This is a genomic window from Variovorax brevis, assembly GCF_030317105.1.
In the GTDB taxonomy this organism is placed as follows: domain Bacteria; phylum Pseudomonadota; class Gammaproteobacteria; order Burkholderiales; family Burkholderiaceae_C; genus Variovorax; species Variovorax brevis.
This window is the reverse complement of the sequence record NZ_JASZYG010000014.1, coordinates 38,876-59,420: the sequence shown is the minus strand read 5'-3', so window position 1 is coordinate 59,420 and position 20,545 is coordinate 38,876. Positions and strand designations below refer to the sequence as shown.

At 67.1% G+C, this 20,545-nt stretch carries 8 protein-coding genes; all 8 read right to left on the bottom strand.

Features of this window, described 5'->3' with window-relative positions; all coding sequences use genetic code 11:
* Positions 1 to 2: 2 nt before the first annotated feature.
* The 8 genes from QTI66_RS30615 to QTI66_RS30580 all read right to left on the bottom strand — a co-directional run bounded on the left by QTI66_RS30615 (position 3) and on the right by QTI66_RS30580 (position 20,468).
* On the bottom strand, positions 3 to 476 hold the full coding sequence (locus QTI66_RS30615; RefSeq protein WP_286564065.1) for a FixH family protein: 474 nt from the start codon (positions 474 to 476) through the stop codon (positions 3 to 5).
* 81 nt (positions 477 to 557) lie between these two features.
* Positions 558 to 1,949 carry an ABC transporter permease gene (locus QTI66_RS30610; protein WP_286564064.1) on the bottom strand — a complete coding sequence of 464 codons (1,392 nt, stop codon included), beginning with the start codon at positions 1,947 to 1,949 and terminating at the stop codon, positions 558 to 560.
* Complete coding sequence (locus tag QTI66_RS30605) at positions 1,946 to 2,641, bottom strand: ABC transporter ATP-binding protein (RefSeq protein WP_286564168.1); 696 nt, start codon at positions 2,639 to 2,641, stop codon at positions 1,946 to 1,948. The genes QTI66_RS30610 and QTI66_RS30605 overlap by 4 nt, the downstream gene beginning before the upstream one ends.
* Before the next feature lie 103 nt (positions 2,642 to 2,744).
* On the bottom strand, positions 2,745 to 2,987 hold the full coding sequence (locus QTI66_RS30600; protein ID WP_286564062.1) for a hypothetical protein: 243 nt from the start codon (positions 2,985 to 2,987) through the stop codon (positions 2,745 to 2,747).
* Between the two features lie 10 nt (positions 2,988 to 2,997).
* A complete protein-coding gene (locus tag QTI66_RS30595) occupies positions 2,998 to 3,765 on the bottom strand; it encodes a helix-turn-helix transcriptional regulator (protein ID WP_286564060.1) in 768 nt (255 codons plus the stop codon).
* Between the two features lie 267 nt (positions 3,766 to 4,032).
* Positions 4,033 to 8,022, bottom strand: a complete 3,990-nt coding sequence (locus tag QTI66_RS30590; RefSeq protein WP_286564059.1) for a thioester reductase domain-containing protein — start codon at positions 8,020 to 8,022, stop codon at positions 4,033 to 4,035.
* Positions 8,023 to 8,049: 27 nt separating this feature from the next.
* Positions 8,050 to 12,789 (bottom strand): condensation domain-containing protein, encoded by a 4,740-nt coding sequence (locus tag QTI66_RS30585; RefSeq protein ID WP_286564058.1) that lies wholly within the window; start codon positions 12,787 to 12,789, stop codon positions 8,050 to 8,052.
* Positions 12,786 to 20,468: a type I polyketide synthase gene (locus tag QTI66_RS30580; protein WP_286564056.1), complete on the bottom strand. Its 7,683-nt coding sequence runs from the start codon at positions 20,466 to 20,468 to the stop codon at positions 12,786 to 12,788. Before QTI66_RS30580 ends, QTI66_RS30585 begins: the two co-directional genes overlap by 4 nt.
* Between the last annotated feature and the right edge of the window lie 77 nt (positions 20,469 to 20,545).

Sequence of the window (20,545 nt, the reverse complement as noted above, 5' to 3'; positions counted from 1 at the left end):
CTTCACTCGGGCAGCACTATGTTGAACGTGACCTCATCCGCGCCTTGCGGCCCGCGGATCTTGAGGTGAAGCACCCACCAGCCGCCCATGTTGAACTTCATGCCTTCGAGCGCATAGTGCCCGGGCTGCGTGCCTGGCTTGACTTGCGGCTGGGTTGGAAGTCCGTGGCCGTGTTCGGGCATGTCGCCGCTGACATCGATGGAAGCGCCCGGCACCGGCTCGCCCGTTGCACCCTGCAGCGTGATGGTCCAGCCTTGAATGCGCCCGACAGCCACGCCCGGCGCGGGCGGCGTGATCTCGACGACGTACTTGCCTGCCGCCGACGTGCGCTTGAAGGATGTGTCGAGGCTTGCAGGCCGCTCGCGCGTGGCAGCGTGCGTGGACGCGGCGGCGCTGTCATGCGGCGTACATCCCGCGAGTACCGCGGCAAGTGTCATCGCCGTGGCAGCAGAGAAGGTGCGCCAGGGTGGTTTCATTCAGGGAGCCTCCATCGAAATGCGAAATGCGAAACCAAAACGGGATTCGGGAAACGGGCGCGCCATGCCGCAAACGTGGGTTCATACATGCCGCAGCGCCTCGACGATGTCCAGTCGGGCGGCGCGGCGCGAAGGAAGCCAGGCCGAGAGGATGGCCACCAGCACCAGGCCGGCGGTGGTGCCCGCAATCAGCTTTGGTTCGCCCCACACGCGGATGATCAATGGCACGGGCGAGCGTCCGGGTGGGGTCCAGGTCAATCCGCTGAAGTTGATCAAGCCCGCAATGCCGGCCGCGATGCCAACCCCGATCACGGCACCCGCGGCGCCCAGCAACAGCCCCTCGCTCATGAAGAGTCGGCGCAAGTGCGAGCGCCGCAGTCCCATGGCGCGCAACGTGCCGATTTCCACCGTGCGTTCGATCACGGCCATGCTCATGGTGTTGCCCACCGTGAACAGGACGATGGCCCCGATCAGCGCCGCGACAAAGCCGAAGATCGTGCCGAACAGCGCCAGCGCCTGGCCGTAGAAGGGGTTGAGCGTCGTGTAGTCCACCACCTCGGTCGATTCGCCGGCAAAGCTTGTGCGCAGCAGGAACTCAAGACGCTCGCGCGCGGCCTTCATCTGTCCGGTGTGCTGCAACTGCACGACGATGGCGGTCGCTTTCGGCGGGTCATTGCCGAAGACCAGGCGCTGCGCCTGCGCCAGGTGCAGGCCGACGTACACGTCGTCGAACTCCTTCACGCCCTGTTCCTCGGCCTTGACGACTTTCAACTGTGCGACGTTGGGCGCGCCCCGTGCGGTCGCGGCCAGCATTTCGATGGAGTTGGCGAACGGCGCCGCCAAGCCGTCCTGGCCGGCCAGTGCGCCCAGGGCTGCCACGTCGACTGAAAGCTCACGCGCACCCGGGCGGGACGGCGGCGATGGCGGCTCCGGGCAATCCTTGATCTGCAACGGCTTGCACAACTGGAGAACCCGCGCCAGGCTGACGCCCACGATGGCTGCGTCCGCAGGCGTGCCAGTGAGCGCCATGGGTGGGATCTCCACGGGAAAGTCGTAGTCGTTCCAGGCGCGCATCACGTTCTGGTCCGCCACGACCACGCCCACGCCCAGCGCGGTTCGCGACACGCCGGCGCTGAAGTTGCCGGCGATGCCCTGCAGGTCGAGCGTGGGCGTTGCCATCACCACCATCGGCTGCAGCACGGGGTCGGCCTTGATGGTGTCGATGATCTTCTGGTAGCTGGCAATCCCATAGGCTGCCGGGTTGCCGCTGCCGTACAGGTAGTAGCCCTGGCGCTGGATCTGCAGATGTCCGCCGTACTTCACATAGTCGGACTGCAGACCGTAGGTGATGTTGCGGCTGTAGCCGCCGAACAGAAGGACCGCATTGGCGCCGACGATCATCGCCAGCAAGGTCGTGATGGAGCGGCGCCGGGCGCGCAACAGGTTGCGCCAGGCCAGTGCAAAGGTGTTCATGCCACCGCCTTGGCCCGGCACACCCCGGCGACGCTGCCGTCCTTGATGCGGATGAGATCGTCGGCCGCTTCGATCACCTGCGCGTCGTGCGACGAAATGATGAAAGACACCTGCTGCTCGCGCTGGAGGCTGCGCATCAACGCGATGATCTGCGCGCCGGTCTGGCTGTCGAGGTTGGCGGTCGGCTCGTCGGCCAGCACGATCTGCGGACCCGCTGCCAGTGCACGCGCAATGGCCACCCGCTGCCGCTGGCCGCCCGACAGTTCGCCGGGCCGACTTCCGGCCTTGTCGGCGAGCCCCACGGCGTGCAGCAATTCGCGCACCCGCTGGTGGCGCTGGCGCCGCTCGCGGCCGACCAGCACCAGCGGGTATTCGACATTCTCGAACGCCGTCAGCACCGGCAACAGATTGAAGTTCTGGAACACGATGCCCAGGCTGCGTGCCCGGAAGTCCGACAGTGCGTTGTCGTCCATTGCGCCGATGTCCTTGCCGGCCACTTGAATGGAGCCGCTGCTGGGCCGGTCGAGCCCCCCGATGAGGTTGAGCAGCGTGGTCTTGCCGCTGCCCGAGGCGCCGCAAATGACGGTGACCAGTCCGCTGCGAACCGTGAGATCGACATGGCGAAGGGCGGAAACGCCGACAGCGTCCAGGTGATATGCCTTTCCAACCGCATTTAGTTGTGCTGCGTCAATAGTCATGAAGTCGTAAAAGGCAATGCGTGCGCAGGTTATTGGATGTCGAGGGAATAAAACTGTTCTTTCGTACGGGTCGCGGCAACTTGCGGGGCGCGACGCGCTAAAACTGGATGCGTAACCAGTCCACGATCGTCTTGAGAATGTAAAGAGTGCCAGCGCCAATCAACGGCGGCAGCGCAATTGCAAAAACATTGAGCGTGACCCGGCTGGTCATGGAGATGTCGGGCTTCTTGCAAGCAATGAAAACTGCGGCAGGCGGAAAAAACAGGATCCCCAGGACGTAAGCCCGATAGGTGTACCCGTGTTTTTCGACAAAGGCGCCAATTTTTTGTTTGAACGACATGCGCGCCGCCTCAGTAAATGCGCAGCCGGTTGAAAACGGCAACCGCTTGCGCTCTATTGGAAACATTGAGCTTGGCGTAAACGTTTTTCAGATGGAATTTGACGGTGCGCTCCGACGTGTACATGATCCTGCCGATTTCCCAGGAGGTTTTTCCTTCGCCCACCCATTTGAGGACGTCTCGCTCCTTGCTGGTGAGATTGATTCCAAAACAGTCGCTTTTGGTTTGAGGGGCGACCGAATGCAGCATGAATGTCGAATGCAGGCAAAAGGCGATGACGCTGAGCCCCAGGGATTGCTGGGGACTCTCCACGTCACAGTCGAACTGCCACAGCATGACGACGTCGTCGGCTCCGAAGCTCGCCGACTGCACGATGGCGGCCAGACCGCAGCCGCCCTGCATGCGCCGCGCGGCATCGGCGAGTTCGGCGGGCAAGGCCGCGTCCTGCTGCGGCAGCGGCTGGCTCGACCACAGAAAAGCATGGTCGGTTTGCTTGAATCGTTCGAAGCTTTTGCCGTATTGCTCGATGCTGATGGCCGATGCAGCTTTTGATTGTCCCGAGAAATCCTCGCTCGGCCCGCCGTTGTAATAGACCAGTCCACACGCTGCCGAATTGATCTTGCGCTGTAGAAGCAACACGGATTTGCGGAATGGAATGATCTCGTGCATGCGGCGAGAGATCTTGTCCAGTTGAAGCGTGATGTCCCGGCAGGGCTGAATTTCCCTGATGATGCGCGAAAGTATTTCCAGATCTCCGGCAGGAGCGTGGATGGCTGACATGTCTTCCTGAATTTGCATTTTTATTTTACGGGTGCAGATCAGCCGATGACTCCCTGTTTGCGTCGAAATATTTTGAAATAAGATATCGAGCGAAAAAACAATAGGGCTTGAAAACAGTTGGATTGACTGAACTATTCGGCGTCATCTGCTGCGAAGATCAATCGTAACGCCATTCCTTCAACGCCGCCAGATCCTCGCTGTACTTTGTCCATAAAATATTTGGTATGCATTTAACAATTTGGCGCAATGGCTATTCGGTTAATTGCCTTATGTGTATTTTGTAGTCGCGAATGGTGGGGATTTGGGCGGCGTCAGATACCCGCTGCTTTCGAAATGCTCAATACAGCGCTTTAGCCAATTGATCGTCGGCTGCAGTCCGGCGGCCAGCGCTTGCGGGGCGAGCACCTGCATCCTGTGAATGCTGATGGGCAATTGCCGACCCACGCTCGCATCCGTCTGCGGGTTGAGCCTTCGGAGCGCCGGAATCAGCATGGCAAGCGGGTGATCGGTGTTGCGCCGTACGTGCACGTCCAGCTGCTCGAGCCAGTCACCGAAGGCCAGGTGCTCGAGTGAATAGCCGCGCGACTCGATGAGCGCCACCACCTCGTCGAAGGAATGCCAGTGTGGATTGAGCACATGCACCGCCTGGCCGCGCGCCCCGGGCCGCGAGGAAGCCTCGACGATGATCCGGCTGACCAGGTCGACAGGCAGGACGTTATCGAAGCCCACCCCGCGCGGCGCCTTGCCAAAGAGGGCGATGCCCTTGATGAGCCGGCAAAACAGGTCATCGGTGTTCATGCGCCCGGTGCTCGCGCTGCCCACGATGCGCCCCGGCCGGTAGATGGTCACGGGCAGGCCGCGTCGGCCCGCTTCGGCCACCCGCTGCTCGGCGACCCATTTGCTCTGGTCATAACCGTCGGGCAACTGGTCGTGCAGTGGCAGCGCGAGCACTTCGTCGAGTTGCGCGGCCTTCCGGTCCAGCACGCCGGCCGTGGAGATGTAGTGCACCGGCTTCGCGTGATGCTGGCAGGCCAGGCGCAGCACGTCGGTGGTGGCATCGACGTTGACGCGCTTGAGCAGGCTGTACGGATACACGAAGTTGATGAGCGCAGCGTTGTGATAAATCGCGTCGATCTGCTGCGCCAGGCGGTCGAAGACGTCGGCGTCGAGCCCCAGCTGCGGCTGCTCCAGGTTGCCGGGCACGGCGACGATGCGCCCGGCATGCGCCGGCACCCACACCTCCTGCGCCTGCATCGCCTGGACAATGCGCTGGAGCGCCGCGGTGGCGTCGGGTGCGCGCACCAGGCAGTGCACCACCGCCCCGGTGTTGGCCAGCAACTGCGCCAGCAGGTGCGCGCCAAGGAAGCCTGTCGCGCCGGTGAGCAACACATGCGATGGCGCCGCGAAGTTGTCGCTGGCGGCCACTGCAGCCGGCGGCGCAATGTCGGCAGGGAGCCGGGCTTCTTCGGCCAGGTCCGGTTCCACGCGCGTCGCCGTGCCGCTGCGTATCCTTTGCGCCAGTTGAACGATGGTCGGTGCCTCGAAGAAGCGCGCCATCTCCACGGCCACGCCCAGCTTCTCTTCGATCTGGAAGAGCATGACCGCGGCGAGCAGCGACTGGCCGCCAAGCTCAAAGAAGTTGTGGTGTGGCTGGATGCCGTCGCGCTTGAGCAGGGCCGACCAGATTTCTTGCAGGCCGCGCTCGATGGCGTCGCCTGACGGGTCTGGCAGCGCCGCCGATGCATCGGCGCGCCCGGGCGACATCGGCGTCGGCCCGGCTTCTGGCGCCAGCGCCGCAAAGAAGCCTTGCGGCGTGCGCCAGGCGGGCCATGCGTCGACGCAGTGCAGCGGCTCGTCGAGCGTCCAGCCCTGGGCAGCGCCCGGCAACGCCTGGCGGACCATCACCGCCGCTGGAACGCTCGCACCGCTGATGCGCAGACGGCCGCGCGCAAACGGCGCCGCGGGGTGCCCGTTCATGTCGATGACATCGAGCCGGCTGCCGGGGACGCACGCCAATGCCGACGGACCGGTCGATGCGTCGGCATGCTGCCATCGCAAGTGCGGCAGCGACGTCCCGGGAGAATGCCATTCGCACACGATGGCGGCGCTCTCGTTCAGCGCGCGCAGGCGCGCCGCGCCGCGCGCGCTCAGGCTTTGCGCATCGACGATCCAGTGCTCGCAGTCGATGGCGCCGACATCCGTCGCTGGCACTTCGCCGAGCAGGCGCGTGCGCTGCGGGTCCAGCACCACGGTGTGCCATGGGTCGTGGGCGAGCGCCACCTGTGCAACGAAGTCTTCGCCGGGGGAGATGCACAGGCCGTGCAGGCTCAAGCCGCTCGCCAGTCCCATGAGCGCATGCCACAAGGCGCGGCCGGCCGACCATGTGTCCGCGAAGGCCATCCCGTGCGCCGTGCCCACGGGGCAGGCTGCGGCGAAGGCCTGGGCCGCTTGCAGCAGTTGCTGTTGCGTGTAGCGCAACAAGGTCCGGCGGCCTGCCTCGCCTTGGCTCCGCAGCCAGCAGGCACCGCGATCCGGCCGGGACGCGTCAGGGCCATCCACACTTGCCGCATCGTCAGTGCCAGGCAGGCGAAGCGAAGCGTAGTCGCCCTCCGGCGTGTCGCCAGATGCGCCGGCCCAGATGCATTCCAGCCCCAATGCAAGTGCCGACAGCAGTTGAACCAGAGCCTGCGCATCGCAGCTTTCGGGATCGCACGGCAACACCACGCGCTCGCCGGGCTTGAACCCGAGCGCGAGCCAGCGCTGCTGCGCCGCCTCGCAGCGCTGCAGCAGTTCGCCGTAGCTCAGACCCGTCGTTGCGGTTCCGCCGACCAGGGCCAAGCGCGCCGGTGTCCGTGCGGCGTGCGTTCGCACACAGTCCAGCAGGCTTTGCGCGCAGTGCTGCATCGATGGTGGCGGCAATGCCGGGAGTGGCTCGGCGTGCAGGGCCAGTTGCCGCACGTGGACTTCGCCATCGTCCACCAGACGCGCGAGCAAGGCAGCGAACTGGCGACCGATTTCTCTGACGGCCTCAGCGCTGAAGCGCGCGGGATCGTACGCAAAGTGAAACTGGAGCGTGTCGCCTGGCAGCACGATCAGCGCGAGCCGGTAGTGCGTCTGCTCGACCGCGCGTACGTCCTCGACGCGCAGGCCCAGCGCCGAGACCATGCGCTGGAACTGCGCTTGCCCGGGGTAGTTTTCGAACACATAGACGGTGTCGAACAGCGCCTGCCCGCGCGGCATTTCGCTGCATTGCTGAATGTCGGCCAGCGGCAGGATCGAGTGGGACTCGGCCGCCTGGATGTCCTGCTGCAAATCGCGCAGCCAGGCGCCTGCCGTGACGCCGGTGTCCAGGCGCACCCGCATCGGCACCGTGTTGATGAAGATTCCGACCATCGCGTCAGCGCCGGCCAGCCCGGCGTTGCGGCCGGAAACCACCATGCCGTAGCAAAGGTCGCGGCTGTCGCCATAGAGCGCGAGCAGCAGCGACCATGCGCCCTGGCACAGCGTGTTGAGCGTGATGCGTTGGGTGCGGCACAGTCGCGCCGCCGCTGCGCTCCACGCCTGCGGCATGGCTGCGTCAAACAATGCGAGTGGCCCTGCTGCACGCTGCGTGGGCGGCGGGCAAACGGCTGGTGCCCATGCCAGCGCTTCATGCAGCCCGCGCAACTGGTCGGTCCAGAAGGTGCGGGCGGGCTGCATGTCCTGCTGGCGCCGCCATGCGGCGTAGTGCCGGAAGTCTGGCCGTGGCGGACCGTTACCCGGCTCCCCTGCATAGTGACGAAAAACCTCGCCGAGCAGGATCGGCATCGACCATCCGTCCAGGATCGCGTGATGCCAGGTCCACAGGAAGCGCCAGCGCTGTGGTCCAAGGGCCATCAGCTGGATGCGCATGAGCGGCGCCGCGTCGAGGTCCAGGCCGGCCGCGCGGTCGCTGGCCAGCAAGGCTTCGAAGCGCCGGGCCTGCGCCTGTGCATCGAGTGCGCTCCAGTCCGCGCGCGCCAGGGGCAAGCGCACTTCCCGCAGCACCACCTGCAGCGGCTGCGCATCGCGCAGGCGGACAAAACGCGTCTTCAGCACATCGTGACCTTGCGCCACGGCGGCCCATGCCTGGGCAAAACGCTCTTCGTCCAGTGCGCCTTCGAGCAGGCAGGTGAACTGCTCCACATAGACGCCCGAGCCGGCCGCCAGCTGCGAGTGGTGCAGCATGCCGTGCTGCACAGGGGTGAGGTAGTAGATGGTGTCAACGTTGAGGGTCATGCGGTCCAGCAGGCAAGAGATAGGGCGTCACGCCGGTGCTTCGGAAAGTTCGGCGAGCAGGCTGTCCAGGCCGTCCTGGCTGATCTCGATGTCGGGCACGTCCGACGGCGTCATGCCGCCTGCGCCGGGGCTGGTGCAATGGCGCAGCAGCGTGCCCAGTGCGTCCGCGACGCGCTGGAGCAGGCAGCCCATGCTGTCTTCGACGGCGCCGCCGCCGGTGAATGCGGCCTCGATCGTCAGGCGCCCGTTGTGCAGAAAGGCGTAGATGTCCAGCAGGTGCGTGCGCGGCTGGCGATCGCTGCGGATGCCGGGCGCCGGCGTGGCCGTGCCGGTGAATGGGCCGACGGACACACCGGGCTGATCGATCGCCCCGAGGTAGGTGAACAGCACCGGCGAGGGCGGCATCGCGGCCAGCGCCTGGCGCACGGGAGCATCCTCGGGCGCCAGGTAGCGCAGCGCGCCAAAGCTCGCGCCCTTGTTCGGCACCTCGCGAAGGCGCTGCTTGACGTGCTTGATCAAGCGGTCCGGCGCGTCGAGCCCGACGCCTTCGATGAGCACCGGGTAGATCGATGTGAACCAGCCGACGCTGCGCCCCAGGTCCACCGTGTCGGCCAGCGCATCGCGGCCGTGGCCTTCCAGGTCGAGCAGCATGGCCTTGCTGTCACACCAGCCGTTGAAGCCGGCATGCAGCGCGGCCACCAGCAGGTCGTTGGCGTCGGTGCCATAGGCGCGGTGGGCGGTGGTGCGAAACGCCATGCTCAACCCGGCATCGAGGCTGACCTGGCAGCTGCCATGCGGCTGCGCGATGCTTCGCGCAGCGGGCGGACGCAAGGCATGGCGCATCAACGCGGGCCGCTCCGGACCGGACAGGCGCTCGTTCATCTGCGCGGCAAAGCGGCTCCAGTAGCGCTCGTCATCGGCCAGCGCACCCGTGGCCATGCGGGCGCGCCAGGCCTGCACCCAGTCGCTGGTGGAGCTGGTTTTCGCAGGACGCAACCCTTGCGCGCCGGCCTTCAGGCTGGCGTAGATGTCCGCCATGTCCTGCAACAGGATGCTCCACGAAACGCCATCGACCAGCAGGTGGTGCGCCACGAAGAGCAAGCGGCTGGCGCTCAGTGGGCCTGCGTCGAGCCAGCGCATCTGCCATAGCGGCCCGCCTTCGATGTCCAGGCTCGATTGCGCGGCGGCAATGGCGTCATGCCATGTCTGCTGCACGACGCTCCCCGAGCTGGCGTCGGTGCAGTCGATGGCCACCCATGCGGGCGGCTGCCATGCGTCGATGGCAAGAAAGCGTTGCTGCCAGCGGCCGTCCACCTGCTCGAAACGCGAACGCAGCGCATCGTGCTGTTGCGCCAGCAGCCGCAGCGTGGTGTCCATCAGCGCCGCGTCGGGCACTTCGCGCATTTCCAGCAGCAGGGCCTGGTTGAAGTGCGAACGATCGACCTGTACCGCGTCGAAGAACCAGGCCGCCGCCGGGCCGGGTTCGACCAGGCCGACCAGCGGTGCCTGTTCCACGGCGATGGCGGGCGTGGTGCTGACCACGCGGGCGAGCGCGGCAATCGTCGGGTACTGGAACAAGTCGCGCGGCTTCATGTAGAGCCCTTCGGCGCTGGCCTTCGACACGATGACGGCCGCCAGGATGGAGTCGCCGCCGAGCGCAAAGAAGTCGTCATCGACGCCCACTTCCGTGAGCGACATGACTTCGCGCCACACGGCGGCGAGCCGGTGTTCGGTCTCCGTGCTGGCGGTGCGCCCCATCGCCTGGATGTCGGGGGCGGGCAGGCGCGCTTCGTCGAGTCGGCCGTCGGCATGCAGGGGCAAGCGGTCGAGCACGACGAAGGCGTCGGGCAGCACGGCATCGGGCAAGCGCAGCTTCAGCCGCTGACGGAGCGCGGCGCTGAAGTCAGGCGCCGACGGGTGCGTGGCAACAAGGTACGCGGTGAGCGCCGGGCCTTCGGCCGTGTCACGCATGAGCACGGCCAGTTCGCGCAGTTCGCCGGGCTCGCATGCGCTGGCCAGGGCTTGCTCCAGCACGGCGATATCCAGGGGCGTCGCGCGATGCGAGGCCCGCCGCCCGGCGGGCGCTTCGCAATGCAGCGTGCCGCCCATGCGCCGCAGGGTGAAGGGGGTCGCGTGAAGGGCACGCGCGCCGAGTGCCGCGCGCAACGAGGCGGCTACATCGACCGGCGAGTCATCGACGCCGCAGTCGTTGGCGTCATGACAGGTGTCGCACAAGCACGCGTTGCGAGCGTCCATGACAAGGTGCAACGTCGCGAACTGGCGTTCGTCGGCCAGGTCGCCAGCGGCGCCGAGCAGCACGGGCGTCGCGCCACCTTCTTGTTGCAGCCAACGCCAGCCTGATTCGGTGGGCTCGAAAACCAGTGGACCCCAAGTTGGGTGAAGCCCCGCATCCGGCAAGAAGCGCAGCCACGTGCCGCGAAAGCTTTGCCGCAAGGCTTGCGGATGTTCGCCATAGGCCAGCCATCGCGTGGCACCGGCCTCGCTTCGTCGCAGCACCGCGGGCATCAGCAATGCAGGCAGCACCGCGCAGTCCAGGCGCTGCGTTGACAGCTCGGCCAGCAGTGCGCCGGCCCAGGCGTCGCGGTCGTCCGCTTCGCCGCTTGCCAGGTCCGTACGGCGGATGTGCACATGCGCGCCGCAACAAAGACTGGAGGCCAGGCAGGCCACCGCAAGATTCGTGTCGCCGTGTTCGAGCAGCAGCAGTCGGCTTGCTGCGTCGATGCAAAGCGCCTGGCCCACGCCTTCGATGAAGCGGCTCGGCGCCGAAGGCCCGGCCAGCAGGGGCGGGTGCATGCGGTCGCTCGCGGTGCCTGCGGACCCCCGCTCGAACGCCATCAGCGCGGGCGCCCAGCCGCTCCACTGCGGCTGCGGGCTGCGCACGACCACGTCCAGCCCCTCGGTCGATGCATCCGCCGCAACCCGGTATGCGTTGGCGCCGACTTGCAGCAGCGCCAGCAACAGCACGGCCTGCTCGACCACGCTGTGAAGTGCGATGCCGACACGGCCGCCCTTGCCCACGCCGTGCCCGCGCAGCCTGGACACCCACGCCTGCCGCGCTTGGTCGAGCTGGCCGAAGCTCAGCACGCCAGCGGCGCATTGCACAGCGGGTGCCGTCGGCGAACGCTGCACGGCGGCGTCGAAGCTTGCCGGCAACGGCGAGCTTGCATCGGCCGCGGGCATGCCAGCGGCGGCAATGGTGCGAAGCGTTCGCGCGTGCACATCCGCGTCCGCCAGGCAATAGCTTGACAACGGCCGTGTCGGGTCGGCAAGCACCTGTTCGAGCAGCCGCTCGTACTGCGTCGCCATGCGGGCAATGCTGGCCTCATTGAACAGGTCGGTGTTGAATGTCCACGCCGCGGTGTACGTATCGCTGCTGTTGAGGATGTTCAGCGTCAGGTCGTGCGTGGCGCCGCGCGTGCCGGTGCTCGATGCGACCAGCACCTCGCCGAACAACGGCGAAGCGGGCGTCGCCCCGCCATCGCTCGCGCCGCGTTGCTGGTTCCAGTTGAACATCACCTGAAACACCGGCGAGCGGCTCGGGTCGCGTTGCGGCCGCAGCGTCTCCACCAGCAAGGGAAAAGGGTAGTCCTGGTGGTTGAGAACGCGCAGCATCATGGAGCGCGTGCGCGCCAGCAGATCGGCAAAGCGCTGCCCGGGAGAAAGCTCGCAGCCCAGCGGCACGGTGTTCACGAAGTGGCCCAGCACCTGCTCGCTGCCCGGCAGATTGCGGCCCGACATGGGCGCCCCGATCACGATGCGCGTCTGGCCGCTGTGCTTGTGCAGCAGCAACTGGTACACGCCCAGCAGCAGCATGTACGGCGTGACGTGGTTCGCCTTGGACACCTGCCGCGCGGCGCGGGTCAAGCCGGCGCCCAGCACATGGTTGTAGATGCGGCCGTTCTCCGTCTTCACCGGTGGGCGCGGGTGATCGCAGCCCAGTGCAAGCACCGGCATGCCGCCTTCCAGCTCTGCCTTCCAGAAGTCCGCAAGCGCTTGGCCGCCGGAGCCGCTCAGGCGTTCGGACTCATGCCGCACGAAGTCCCGGTACTGAAGGCCAATGGGCGCCAGCCGCATCGCTTGACCGGCTGCGCCGAGCCGATACAGCGACTCCAGTTCGCGCACCATGATTTCCAGCGACCAGAAGTCCGCCGCGATGTGATGCACATTGAGCAGCAGCACGTGGCGCAACATTTGCGCATCGCCGCTTGCGGCCGCATTGACCAGCAATTTGAGCCGGATCGGGCTCGCGCGCAGATCGAAGGGCGCGTTGGCCTCGCGCTCGATCCATTGCACGACGTCGTCGCGGCGCAACGCGTGTGCATGCGACACCTCCAGCCGCGCACTCGGCTCGGCGCCGACACGCTGCTGCGGTTGACCATCAACGATCTCGTAGCGTGTGCGCAGGATCGGGTGGCGCGCAATCAGGTAGTCGATGCAAAGCGTGAGCAGCGCCGTGTCCAGCGCGTCATCGAGACGGCATGCATAGGTGACGTTGTAGGCCGCGCTGTGCGGATCAAGCTGGTGCAGCGACCACAGCGAGCGCTGCGCTTGCGAAAGCGGAAAGCTACCCGCGCTGTCGCCGAACTGTTCGAGCAAGTCGATCAGTGCCTGCTTGTGCTGCCTCAACGAATCCAGCAACTCCGGCGTCATCGCGTTGCGCGGCGCCTGGTATTGCAACTTGCCGTTGTCCGTCCACAGCTTGATGCCTTGCGCCGCAAGTCGATTGATGAAGTCGATGGAACTCATATCTGGCCCTGCTCAAGATTCGCGTCGAGGTGCGTGCCTTGAGAGGCCGCGTCGGGCGCTGCGTCTTCTTGCGCATCGCGGGCCAGCTTTTCGGCGACGGTGGCGACGATGTCGTCCAGCGTGGCGCCGTCGAGCAGGCGCCCGAAAGGGATGTCGACCTGCAGCTCCCTGCGGATGGCGTTGCGAAACTCAGCCGCGTCCAGCGAGTCCATGCCGAGCTCGATCAAGGCCGTCTTCGGGCTCAGGCTGGCTGCGGCAATCTGCAACGTCGTGGCCAGTTCGTCGACAAGGCGATGCGTCAACGCCTGGCGCATCCGCACCGGCGACAGCCCACGCAGCGACGCGGCCCAGGTGCCTGTACCCGGCGATGCCGCCTCACCTGACGGCGCTTGCGCGCTGGCGACTTCCTGCAGCAAGGCGCGCAGTCCAGGGCCGGGCGATCCCTTCGAGAGCAGGCCGACATCGACGGACCACACCAGTTCATGGCCGCTGCCGTGCACCAGCAAGCGTTCGAGCGCATGCATGGCATCGGCAGGCGCCATGTCGAAGAGGCCGACCGCGTCGCTGCGGCGCTTGTGTTGCGCGTCGCGCCGGCTGGCCATGCCGCTGCCGCCCCAGAGGCCCCAGCCGATGCTTTGCGCGGGCAGACCCATGGCGCGGCGCGATGCGGCCAGCGCGTCGAGCCAGGCATTCGCGGCGCCGTAGGCGCATTGCCCCGGTGAGCCGATGCATGACACCACCGACGAAAACAGCACGAAGTGATCAAGCGCCAGCGCGGTCGTGGCCCGGTGCAGATTCAAGCCACCGGCCACCTTGGGGCGCAGCACTTCCAGCACGCCGGCGCCAGTCTGTGCGTGCAGCAAGCCGTCGTCGAGCACGCCGGCGGTGTGGAACACGCCCTTGAGCGGGCGCCTCGCATCCCATTCGATCTCGTCGATGAGGCCGCGTACTTCTTGCGCGTCCGCCACGTCGATCTGGCGAAACAGCAACGTGGCGCCGACCGCCTCCGCCCGCACACCCAGACGCAGGCGCTGCGCATCGTCGGGAAGCTCCCGGCTGGCCGACACGATGCGGTTCGCACCTTTCGCGATCAGCCATTCCACCAGCGTCGTGCCCAACGCACCGCGTCCGCCGGTCACCAGATAGGTTCCGGGGGCCAACTTTGCGCCCGTCGGTGCCGCCAGCGCATGTGGCTTGACGCGCGGCACATGGATCGTGTCGCCACGCACGGCGAACTGGCGCTCCAGCGCATGCGCGGCCGGGCCGATCGCACGCAGCGCGCCCGTGCAATGCGCTGCATCCACCTGCCCGAGATCGATGACGGAAACGTCCACCGCGCCAGCCTCGTGCATCAGGCTGCGCGCGAGTCCCCAGGCCGCGGCCTGGCACGGCATCGGTGTGCGGTCGCCGGCAACGACGCTGTGGGCCGCACGTGTGAGCAGTGCCACGCGCAGCCTGCGGGCGCCCCATTCAATGCCTTGCAGCGTGCGCCAGAAATGCGCGAAGCGCTGATATTCGGCGTTGACGATGCGCAGTTCCCCGGCGCCATCGTGCGGTGCACCGGCCACCGCGTTCCAGGCGTAGAGCAGCACGAGCGGCTTGTCGGAGGCAAGCGCCAGTCTTGCGAGCGAGCGCGTAAGTTCGTCGGTGTGAACGGACTCGGGCGACGGCAGCTGCGTCATGCCCTGTCCCAATCCCTCGGCGGCCGCGTGCATGGCGCGGGCCAAGGCCTTGTCGGCGCCGAGCAGGCAGATCTCGGTGTCGATGGGCATTGCATCGGATGCATCGATCGGCGCCAACGTGTTCCAGCCCATGCGATGCACCGACGGCTCGACCATCTGCGCACCCACGCGAACCGGGTCTGCAGCGGTGAGTTGCAGGTTCTCCAGTTCGAGCAGGCAACGCTCGTCCTCGTCGTAGATCCACAGGTCGGCGCGAATCAGTGGCGCGGTGGCGACGACGCGCACTGCGCACCACAAACAATCCTGTTCGCCCAGGGCTTCTCCGCGCAGACTCTCAAGGCCGACCGGCAGGTACAGCCGCTCATCCGGCTGCGGCGGCAGCGCGGCCGCGACCAATTGCAGGCAGGCATCGAGCAGGGCCATGTCCGCAAAATGACCGGCCGCGGCGCTCTCGGCCATGCGGCGGACACGACCGATGGCCCAGTCACCATGGCGCGCCACCTCGCCGAGGGCGCGGAAGGCCGCGCCGTAGTGCAGGCCCACCTGCGCGAGTTGCTGATACAGGGCATCGGTGTCGAGCCGGTCCGTGCATTCGGCGCGCAGCTTCTGCAGCGACGGCACGGCGCTCGGCGTCCGCTTGGGTGGTCCGATCTGCGCCGATGCGTGCAGGGTCCAGCCGTCGCGGTCCTGGCCGCCGCGCTGCGAAAAGATCTCCAGGCGCCGCGCGCCGCCCGCACCGGCGTGCAGCCAGGTCGACACCGATGCGCAGGTGTCTTCATCGAGCCGCAACGGCTGTTCGAAAGAAAAGTCGTGCAGCGCCAGCGGATGATCGAGCGCACCCCGACGGGCGCCATCGAGCGCCATCGCGATGTAGCCGGCAGCCGGAAAAATGGCTTGCCCCTGCACGACATGGCCGCGCAAGATGGGCTGCTGACGCAAGCTCAGCGATTGCTCGAAGCCTTGCCCGGCCGTGCCTGGCAAATTCAACTCGCGGCCCAGCGGTCGCCTGTCGACCGGCGTGCGCGCTTGCTGCGCCGAGCCCAGCGGCGTGCCGCCTTGCGCGGGCAGGCGAGGGCCGATCCAGTAGGACGCCATGTCGAGCGGGTAGGGCGGCAGGCGCGTGCGACGCGGTGGATGCGGCGCAACGAGGGAGCGCTCGAACGCGCCCCAATCCACGGCGTGGCCGTCGCCGTACATCGTGGCCAGCGCAAGCAACAGTTGCTCATGCTCGTCGTGCTGTTCATCGAAGCTGTGCACGAAGCGGCCCGCCCTGGCGCCCTGCGATGCACCGGCGCAAGACCGGGCAAGGTTGGCCAAGGTCTTGCCGGGTCCGATCTCCAGGAAGCAACCGATGTCGTTGTCGAGAAGGCACTGCATGCCTTGGCGAAATTGGACGCCTTGCCGCACATGGTCAACCCAGTAGCCCGGATCGCAAAAGCGCTCCGTTTCAAAGCGGCCCGTGAGGTTGGAGACCAGCGGCAGGCGCGGCGGCTGAAAGCGAACCGACGCCGCCACTTGCCTGAATGGCTCCAGCATCGCGTCCATGAGGGGCGAATGAAAGGCACGCGCGACCGACAGCGGTCGCGTCTGCACGCCCTCCTGCTTGAGCTGCGCGACCCACGTCGCCATCGATTGGGGATCGCCGGACACGACCACGCTTTGCGGCCCGTTGTCGGCAGCCAGCGCGATGCGGCCTTGCCATGCTTGCAGCCGTGGCGTGATGTCAGCAGCGGGCGCCAGCACGGCCGCCATCGCGCCCGCCGGCGTCCGCAGTTGCATCAGGCGACCGCGTGCGGCCACCAGCCGCAGGCCATCCTCCATCGAGAACACGCCGGCCACGCAGGCGGCTGCGTATTCGCCCACGCTGTGGCCCATGAGCGCGTCAGGCGCGATGCCCCAGTCGATCCACAGCCGGGCCAGCGCAAGCTCCAGCGCGAACAGCGCAGGCTGGGTGTACTGCGTGTTATGCACCAGCGTTGGGTTGCTGCCCCACAGCACGTCGATCAGCAAGTGTTCGGACAGCGCCTTGAACTGCTCGTCGCACGCGTCGATGTGCTGCCGGAAAACGCCCAGGTTTTGATAGAGCCTGCGCCCCATGGCAATGTGTTGCGAGCCCTGGCCGCTGAACAGGAAGGCCAGGCGTGGCGCTGTCGACGGCGTGGCGTCGTGCGCGATCGGCGCCGCGCCGCTGCGCGCCAGCTCGACGCACAGCGCCGCGGTGTCGCGCACCACGAAGGCACGTCGACAGGCGTGCGTGTCGCGGGCCACGCGCAGGCTGTGCGCCAGGTCGCCAAGCGGGGTATTCGGTTCGCGAAGCAGATGCTCGTCCAGTTCGCGCAAGCTGCGGGTCAGCACATCGGGGCTATGCCCTGACACGGGCACGATCTGCGCGCGCACGTCGGTGCCGTCGCTCGCCCTGGCGCGTGTGTCGCCATCGCCATCGCCGCCGCGCCATGCTTCCACGATGAGGTGCGCGTTCGTGCCGCTCATGCCGAAGGCGCTGATGGCGGCCACGCGACGTCCGGCGTTCGAGGCGGGCCAGGGCATGTGGCGGTCGGTGACGCGAATGCCGTTGTTCTGCCAGTCCACATGCGGTGTCGGCGTTTCGAAATGCAGGTGCGCCGGCAACTCGGCCTTTTGCAGGGCGCACACCACCTTGATCAGCGACGCGACCGAGGCTGCGGCCTCCAGGTGGCCGATGTTGGTCTTGATGCTGCCCACATGCAGCGGCCCGGCGCGCCCGGTGTCGTGGCAATAGACGTCGTGCAGCGCGCGCAGTTCGACCGGGTCGCCCAGCGCCGTGCCGGTGCCATGCGCTTCGACATAGTCGACTTCCGACGGCGCAACGCCTGCGCGTTGCAACGCAGCGCGAATCACGTCGCGCTGTGCGCGGCCATTGGGCGCTGTCATGCCATTGCTCTTGCCGTCGTGGTTGACGGCGCTGCCACGAATCAGCGCGCGGATCGGGCGGTCTTGCGCGAGCGCGTCGGAAAGCCGCATCAAGGCCACCACGCCGGCCCCTTCGCCACGCACGTAGCCGTTGGCGCCGGCGTCGAAGGTCTTGCAGCGGCCATCGGGCGACAGCGCTTGCAGCTCGCACAGCGCGATGGTCATCTCCGGCGACAGCATCAGGTTGACGCCCCCGCTCAGCGCAAGGTCGCATTCCCGGTTGCGCAGGCTCTGGCAGGCCAGGTGCGTGGTCACGAGCGAGGAGGAGCAGGCGGTGTCGAGCTGAAGGGCGGGCCCGTGAAGACCGAACAGATAGGCGATGCGCCCCGCCGCCAACGGCCTGCCCGTGCCCAGCGAGGTTTGTGCGTAGCTGTGCAGCTCCGCGGGCAGCTGTTCGCTCAGGCGCGCGTAGTCGTCCAGCGAAGAGCCGACAAACACGCCGGTCCTGGATGCCTTGATGCTCTCGCGGCTGAAGCCCGCTTCCTCGATGGCGCGCCAGCTGCATTCGAGCAGCAGCCGCTGCTGCGGGTCCATGCGGCGCGCCTCGCGTCCGGAGACGCCGAAGAAGGCCGCATCGAACAGGTCGACCCCGTCGATGAAGGCGCCGTGGCGGCTGTAGCTGGTGTCGGCCCGGCCGGGGCGCGGGTCATAGAGCGCGTCGCTCCAGCGCTCGGGCGGCACTTGCGTGACGGCGTTGATGCCGGCGGCAAGCAACTCCCATAGGCGTTCGGATGAATCGGCGCCTCCGGGCAGGCGGCACCCAATGCCGACGATGGCGATGGGTTCATTGGCGGCGTCGCGTGCGCACTGCAGATCCTTGCGCAGCGCCTCGATCTCTCGCGCGGCGGCATCGGAGGGCGAATGGGTTCTTGCATCGTCCGCAGTGTCGATGCGTGCGCAGGCAGCGGTAGCGGCTGGGTGCAGCTGGGGCGAGGCGGGTGGCTGCGGCGTCTGCGCGCCCGCTGCTGCTTTCATCTCGGCCAGGTACAGGGCAAGCGCCTCGACATTGGCGCACTCCCAGAAGGCGGTGGTCTCGACCTTCAGGCCGGTTTTGCGCTCGATCAACGACGCCAGTTGCGGCGCGCGGATGGAATCGAAGCCCATCTCCGTCCACGGCGCGTGGCGCGGGACGCGCGCCGCTTCAATGTTGAGCATGGCGGCGGCGGCCTGGGCGATCTCCTGTTCGAAGTGGCGCCGCAGGAATGCGGGTTCGGAATCAGCGATGGAAACGCAGGGGTTTTCTGTCGTGCCCGCCTGGTCCGGCGTCGCTGTTGGACAGCCGTTTTCGGTCCAGACGGCGACGGTGCGCAGCGTACCCTCCAGGTAGGCGCGCCGGGTCAGCGCGCGCGAGATCTTGCCGCTGGAGGTCATCTCGATCGTGGCCGGTTCCACCAGCACGACCCGATGCGGCGTCAAGCCGATGTCGTCGGCGATCGCGCCAACCATGCGCCGCAGCACAGCCCCGGTGTCCATGCTGCGCCGCTGGGCGCGGCCGATCTCCTGAACAAGCACGAGCCTCTCGGCGTCGTCCACGAGGGTGGCGAACGCCGCTCCGGCCCCGCGGCGCAGTTCGGGTACAGCGTCCTGCACGCACTCTTCCAGGTCCTGCGGATAGAGGTTGCGGCCGTGGATGATCAGCATGTCCTTTGCGCGGCCTGTGACGTAGAGCTCGCCATCGACCAGTGCACCCAGGTCGCCGGTGCGCAGATAGCCTGTTTCGGTCTCGCCAGCCAGTCGGGCGCCAAAGGCAGCCGCGGTGGCAACGGGGTCGTTGTAGTAGCCGGCGCCCACGCTGGGGCTTCGCACCCAGATCTCGCCCACCTGGCGATCGGCCACCGGCGCACCGGTGTCATCGACGATGCACAGCGTGTGGCCGTGAGGCGCGCGTCCGCAGCAAACCAGTTCCTTGAGATCGTTCGCGTCGGGCTGCGCCGGCTCGATCACGCCGCGGGTCAATGCGGTGCCGCTCACCTGCAGATGGCGAACCCCTTCGCCCCTTTGGACCCCGCTGACCTGAAGCGTCGCCTCGGCCAGTCCATAGCAGGGAAAGAACGCGCCGGGCGCCAACCCGAAGGGTGCGCCGGCCGCCAGGAAGGCGTCGACGGTGCTGCGCCGTATCGGTTCGGCACCGCAAAAGGCCAACGCCCAGCACGACAGGTCGAGCCCCGCCTCGCCCGCTTCGGGCGAGCGAAGTGCCGCCGCGGCCAGGTGGTAGGCAAAGTCGGGTGCACCGGATGTGTTGATGCGGTAGTCGGAAATCACCTTCATCCAGCGCAGCGGCTTCTGGATGAAGGCGGCCGGAGACATCAGCACCAGCGTGCCGCCGGTCGTGGCCAACTGCAGCAGGGCCGACAAGCCCATGTCGTGATAAAGCGGCAACCAGGACATCAGGTGCGAGCCGCTGTGGTGGCCCATCGCAGCGGCGATGACCTGCTGGTTGTCGATGATGTTGGCGTGCGTGATCATCACGCCCTTGGGGCTGCCGGTGGAGCCGGAGGTGTATTGAAGAAAGGCCAGGTCGCCGGCCCGTGGCAAGGGCCAGGGCGAAGCGGCCTGCATGGCATCGCCCGCCTGTTGGAGCAGGGCCTCGCACGTGGCGATGCGGCAGTGGCCGAACAGGCCGTCGCTTGCCTGCATGCCCTCGAGCAGCGCAGCGGACCTGGCCGGCGCGATGATCAAGGTGGCACCGCTGCTGTCGACGATGGCCGCGAGCTTGCGCCACTGGCCGATCTTTCGTGGCTGCTGCGGGTGCAAGGCCGGAATCGCGACCATGCCGGCCGCCAGGTTGCCGTAGAAGGCGCAGGCAAAGTCCAGTCCGGTGGGCAGCAGCAGGACCACGCGGGCACCGATGGGCAGCACCTCGCGCAGCGCGTGGGCCATGCGCATGCTGGCGTCGTACAACTGCGCAAAGCTGACGCGGCTTTCGACTTCCTCGCCCTCCCGCAGCACGGTGAGCGCAATTCGCTCTGGCGTGCGCTCCTGCCATGCACGCAGGGTTTCGATGATGGACGCGGGCGCACGCGCCGTGGAAAAGAGTGGTGTGTCCATGTTCTCTCGACGAATTGGTGGAGCTGACCCGCACGGGCCGCGCTGATGGCGGCGTCTGGCGCCGCCTGGCGTCGCGA

Excerpts from the sequence above, each read along its gene's own strand:
- QTI66_RS30595 (WP_286564060.1), bottom strand. The coding sequence starts at position 3,765 with ATGTCAGCCATCCACGCTCCTGCCGGAGATCTGGAAATACTTTCGCGC.
- QTI66_RS30610 (WP_286564064.1), bottom strand. The coding sequence starts at position 1,949 with ATGAACACCTTTGCACTGGCCTGGCGCAACCTGTTGCGCGCCCGGCGC.
- QTI66_RS30585 (WP_286564058.1), bottom strand. The coding sequence starts at position 12,789 with ATGAGTTCCATCGACTTCATCAATCGACTTGCGGCGCAAGGCATCAAG.
- QTI66_RS30580 (WP_286564056.1), bottom strand. The coding sequence starts at position 20,468 with ATGGACACACCACTCTTTTCCACGGCGCGTGCGCCCGCGTCCATCATC.
- QTI66_RS30590 (WP_286564059.1), bottom strand. The coding sequence starts at position 8,022 with ATGACCCTCAACGTTGACACCATCTACTACCTCACCCCTGTGCAGCAC.
- QTI66_RS30615 (WP_286564065.1), bottom strand. The coding sequence starts at position 476 with ATGAAACCACCCTGGCGCACCTTCTCTGCTGCCACGGCGATGACACTT.
- QTI66_RS30600 (WP_286564062.1), bottom strand. The coding sequence starts at position 2,987 with ATGTCGTTCAAACAAAAAATTGGCGCCTTTGTCGAAAAACACGGGTAC.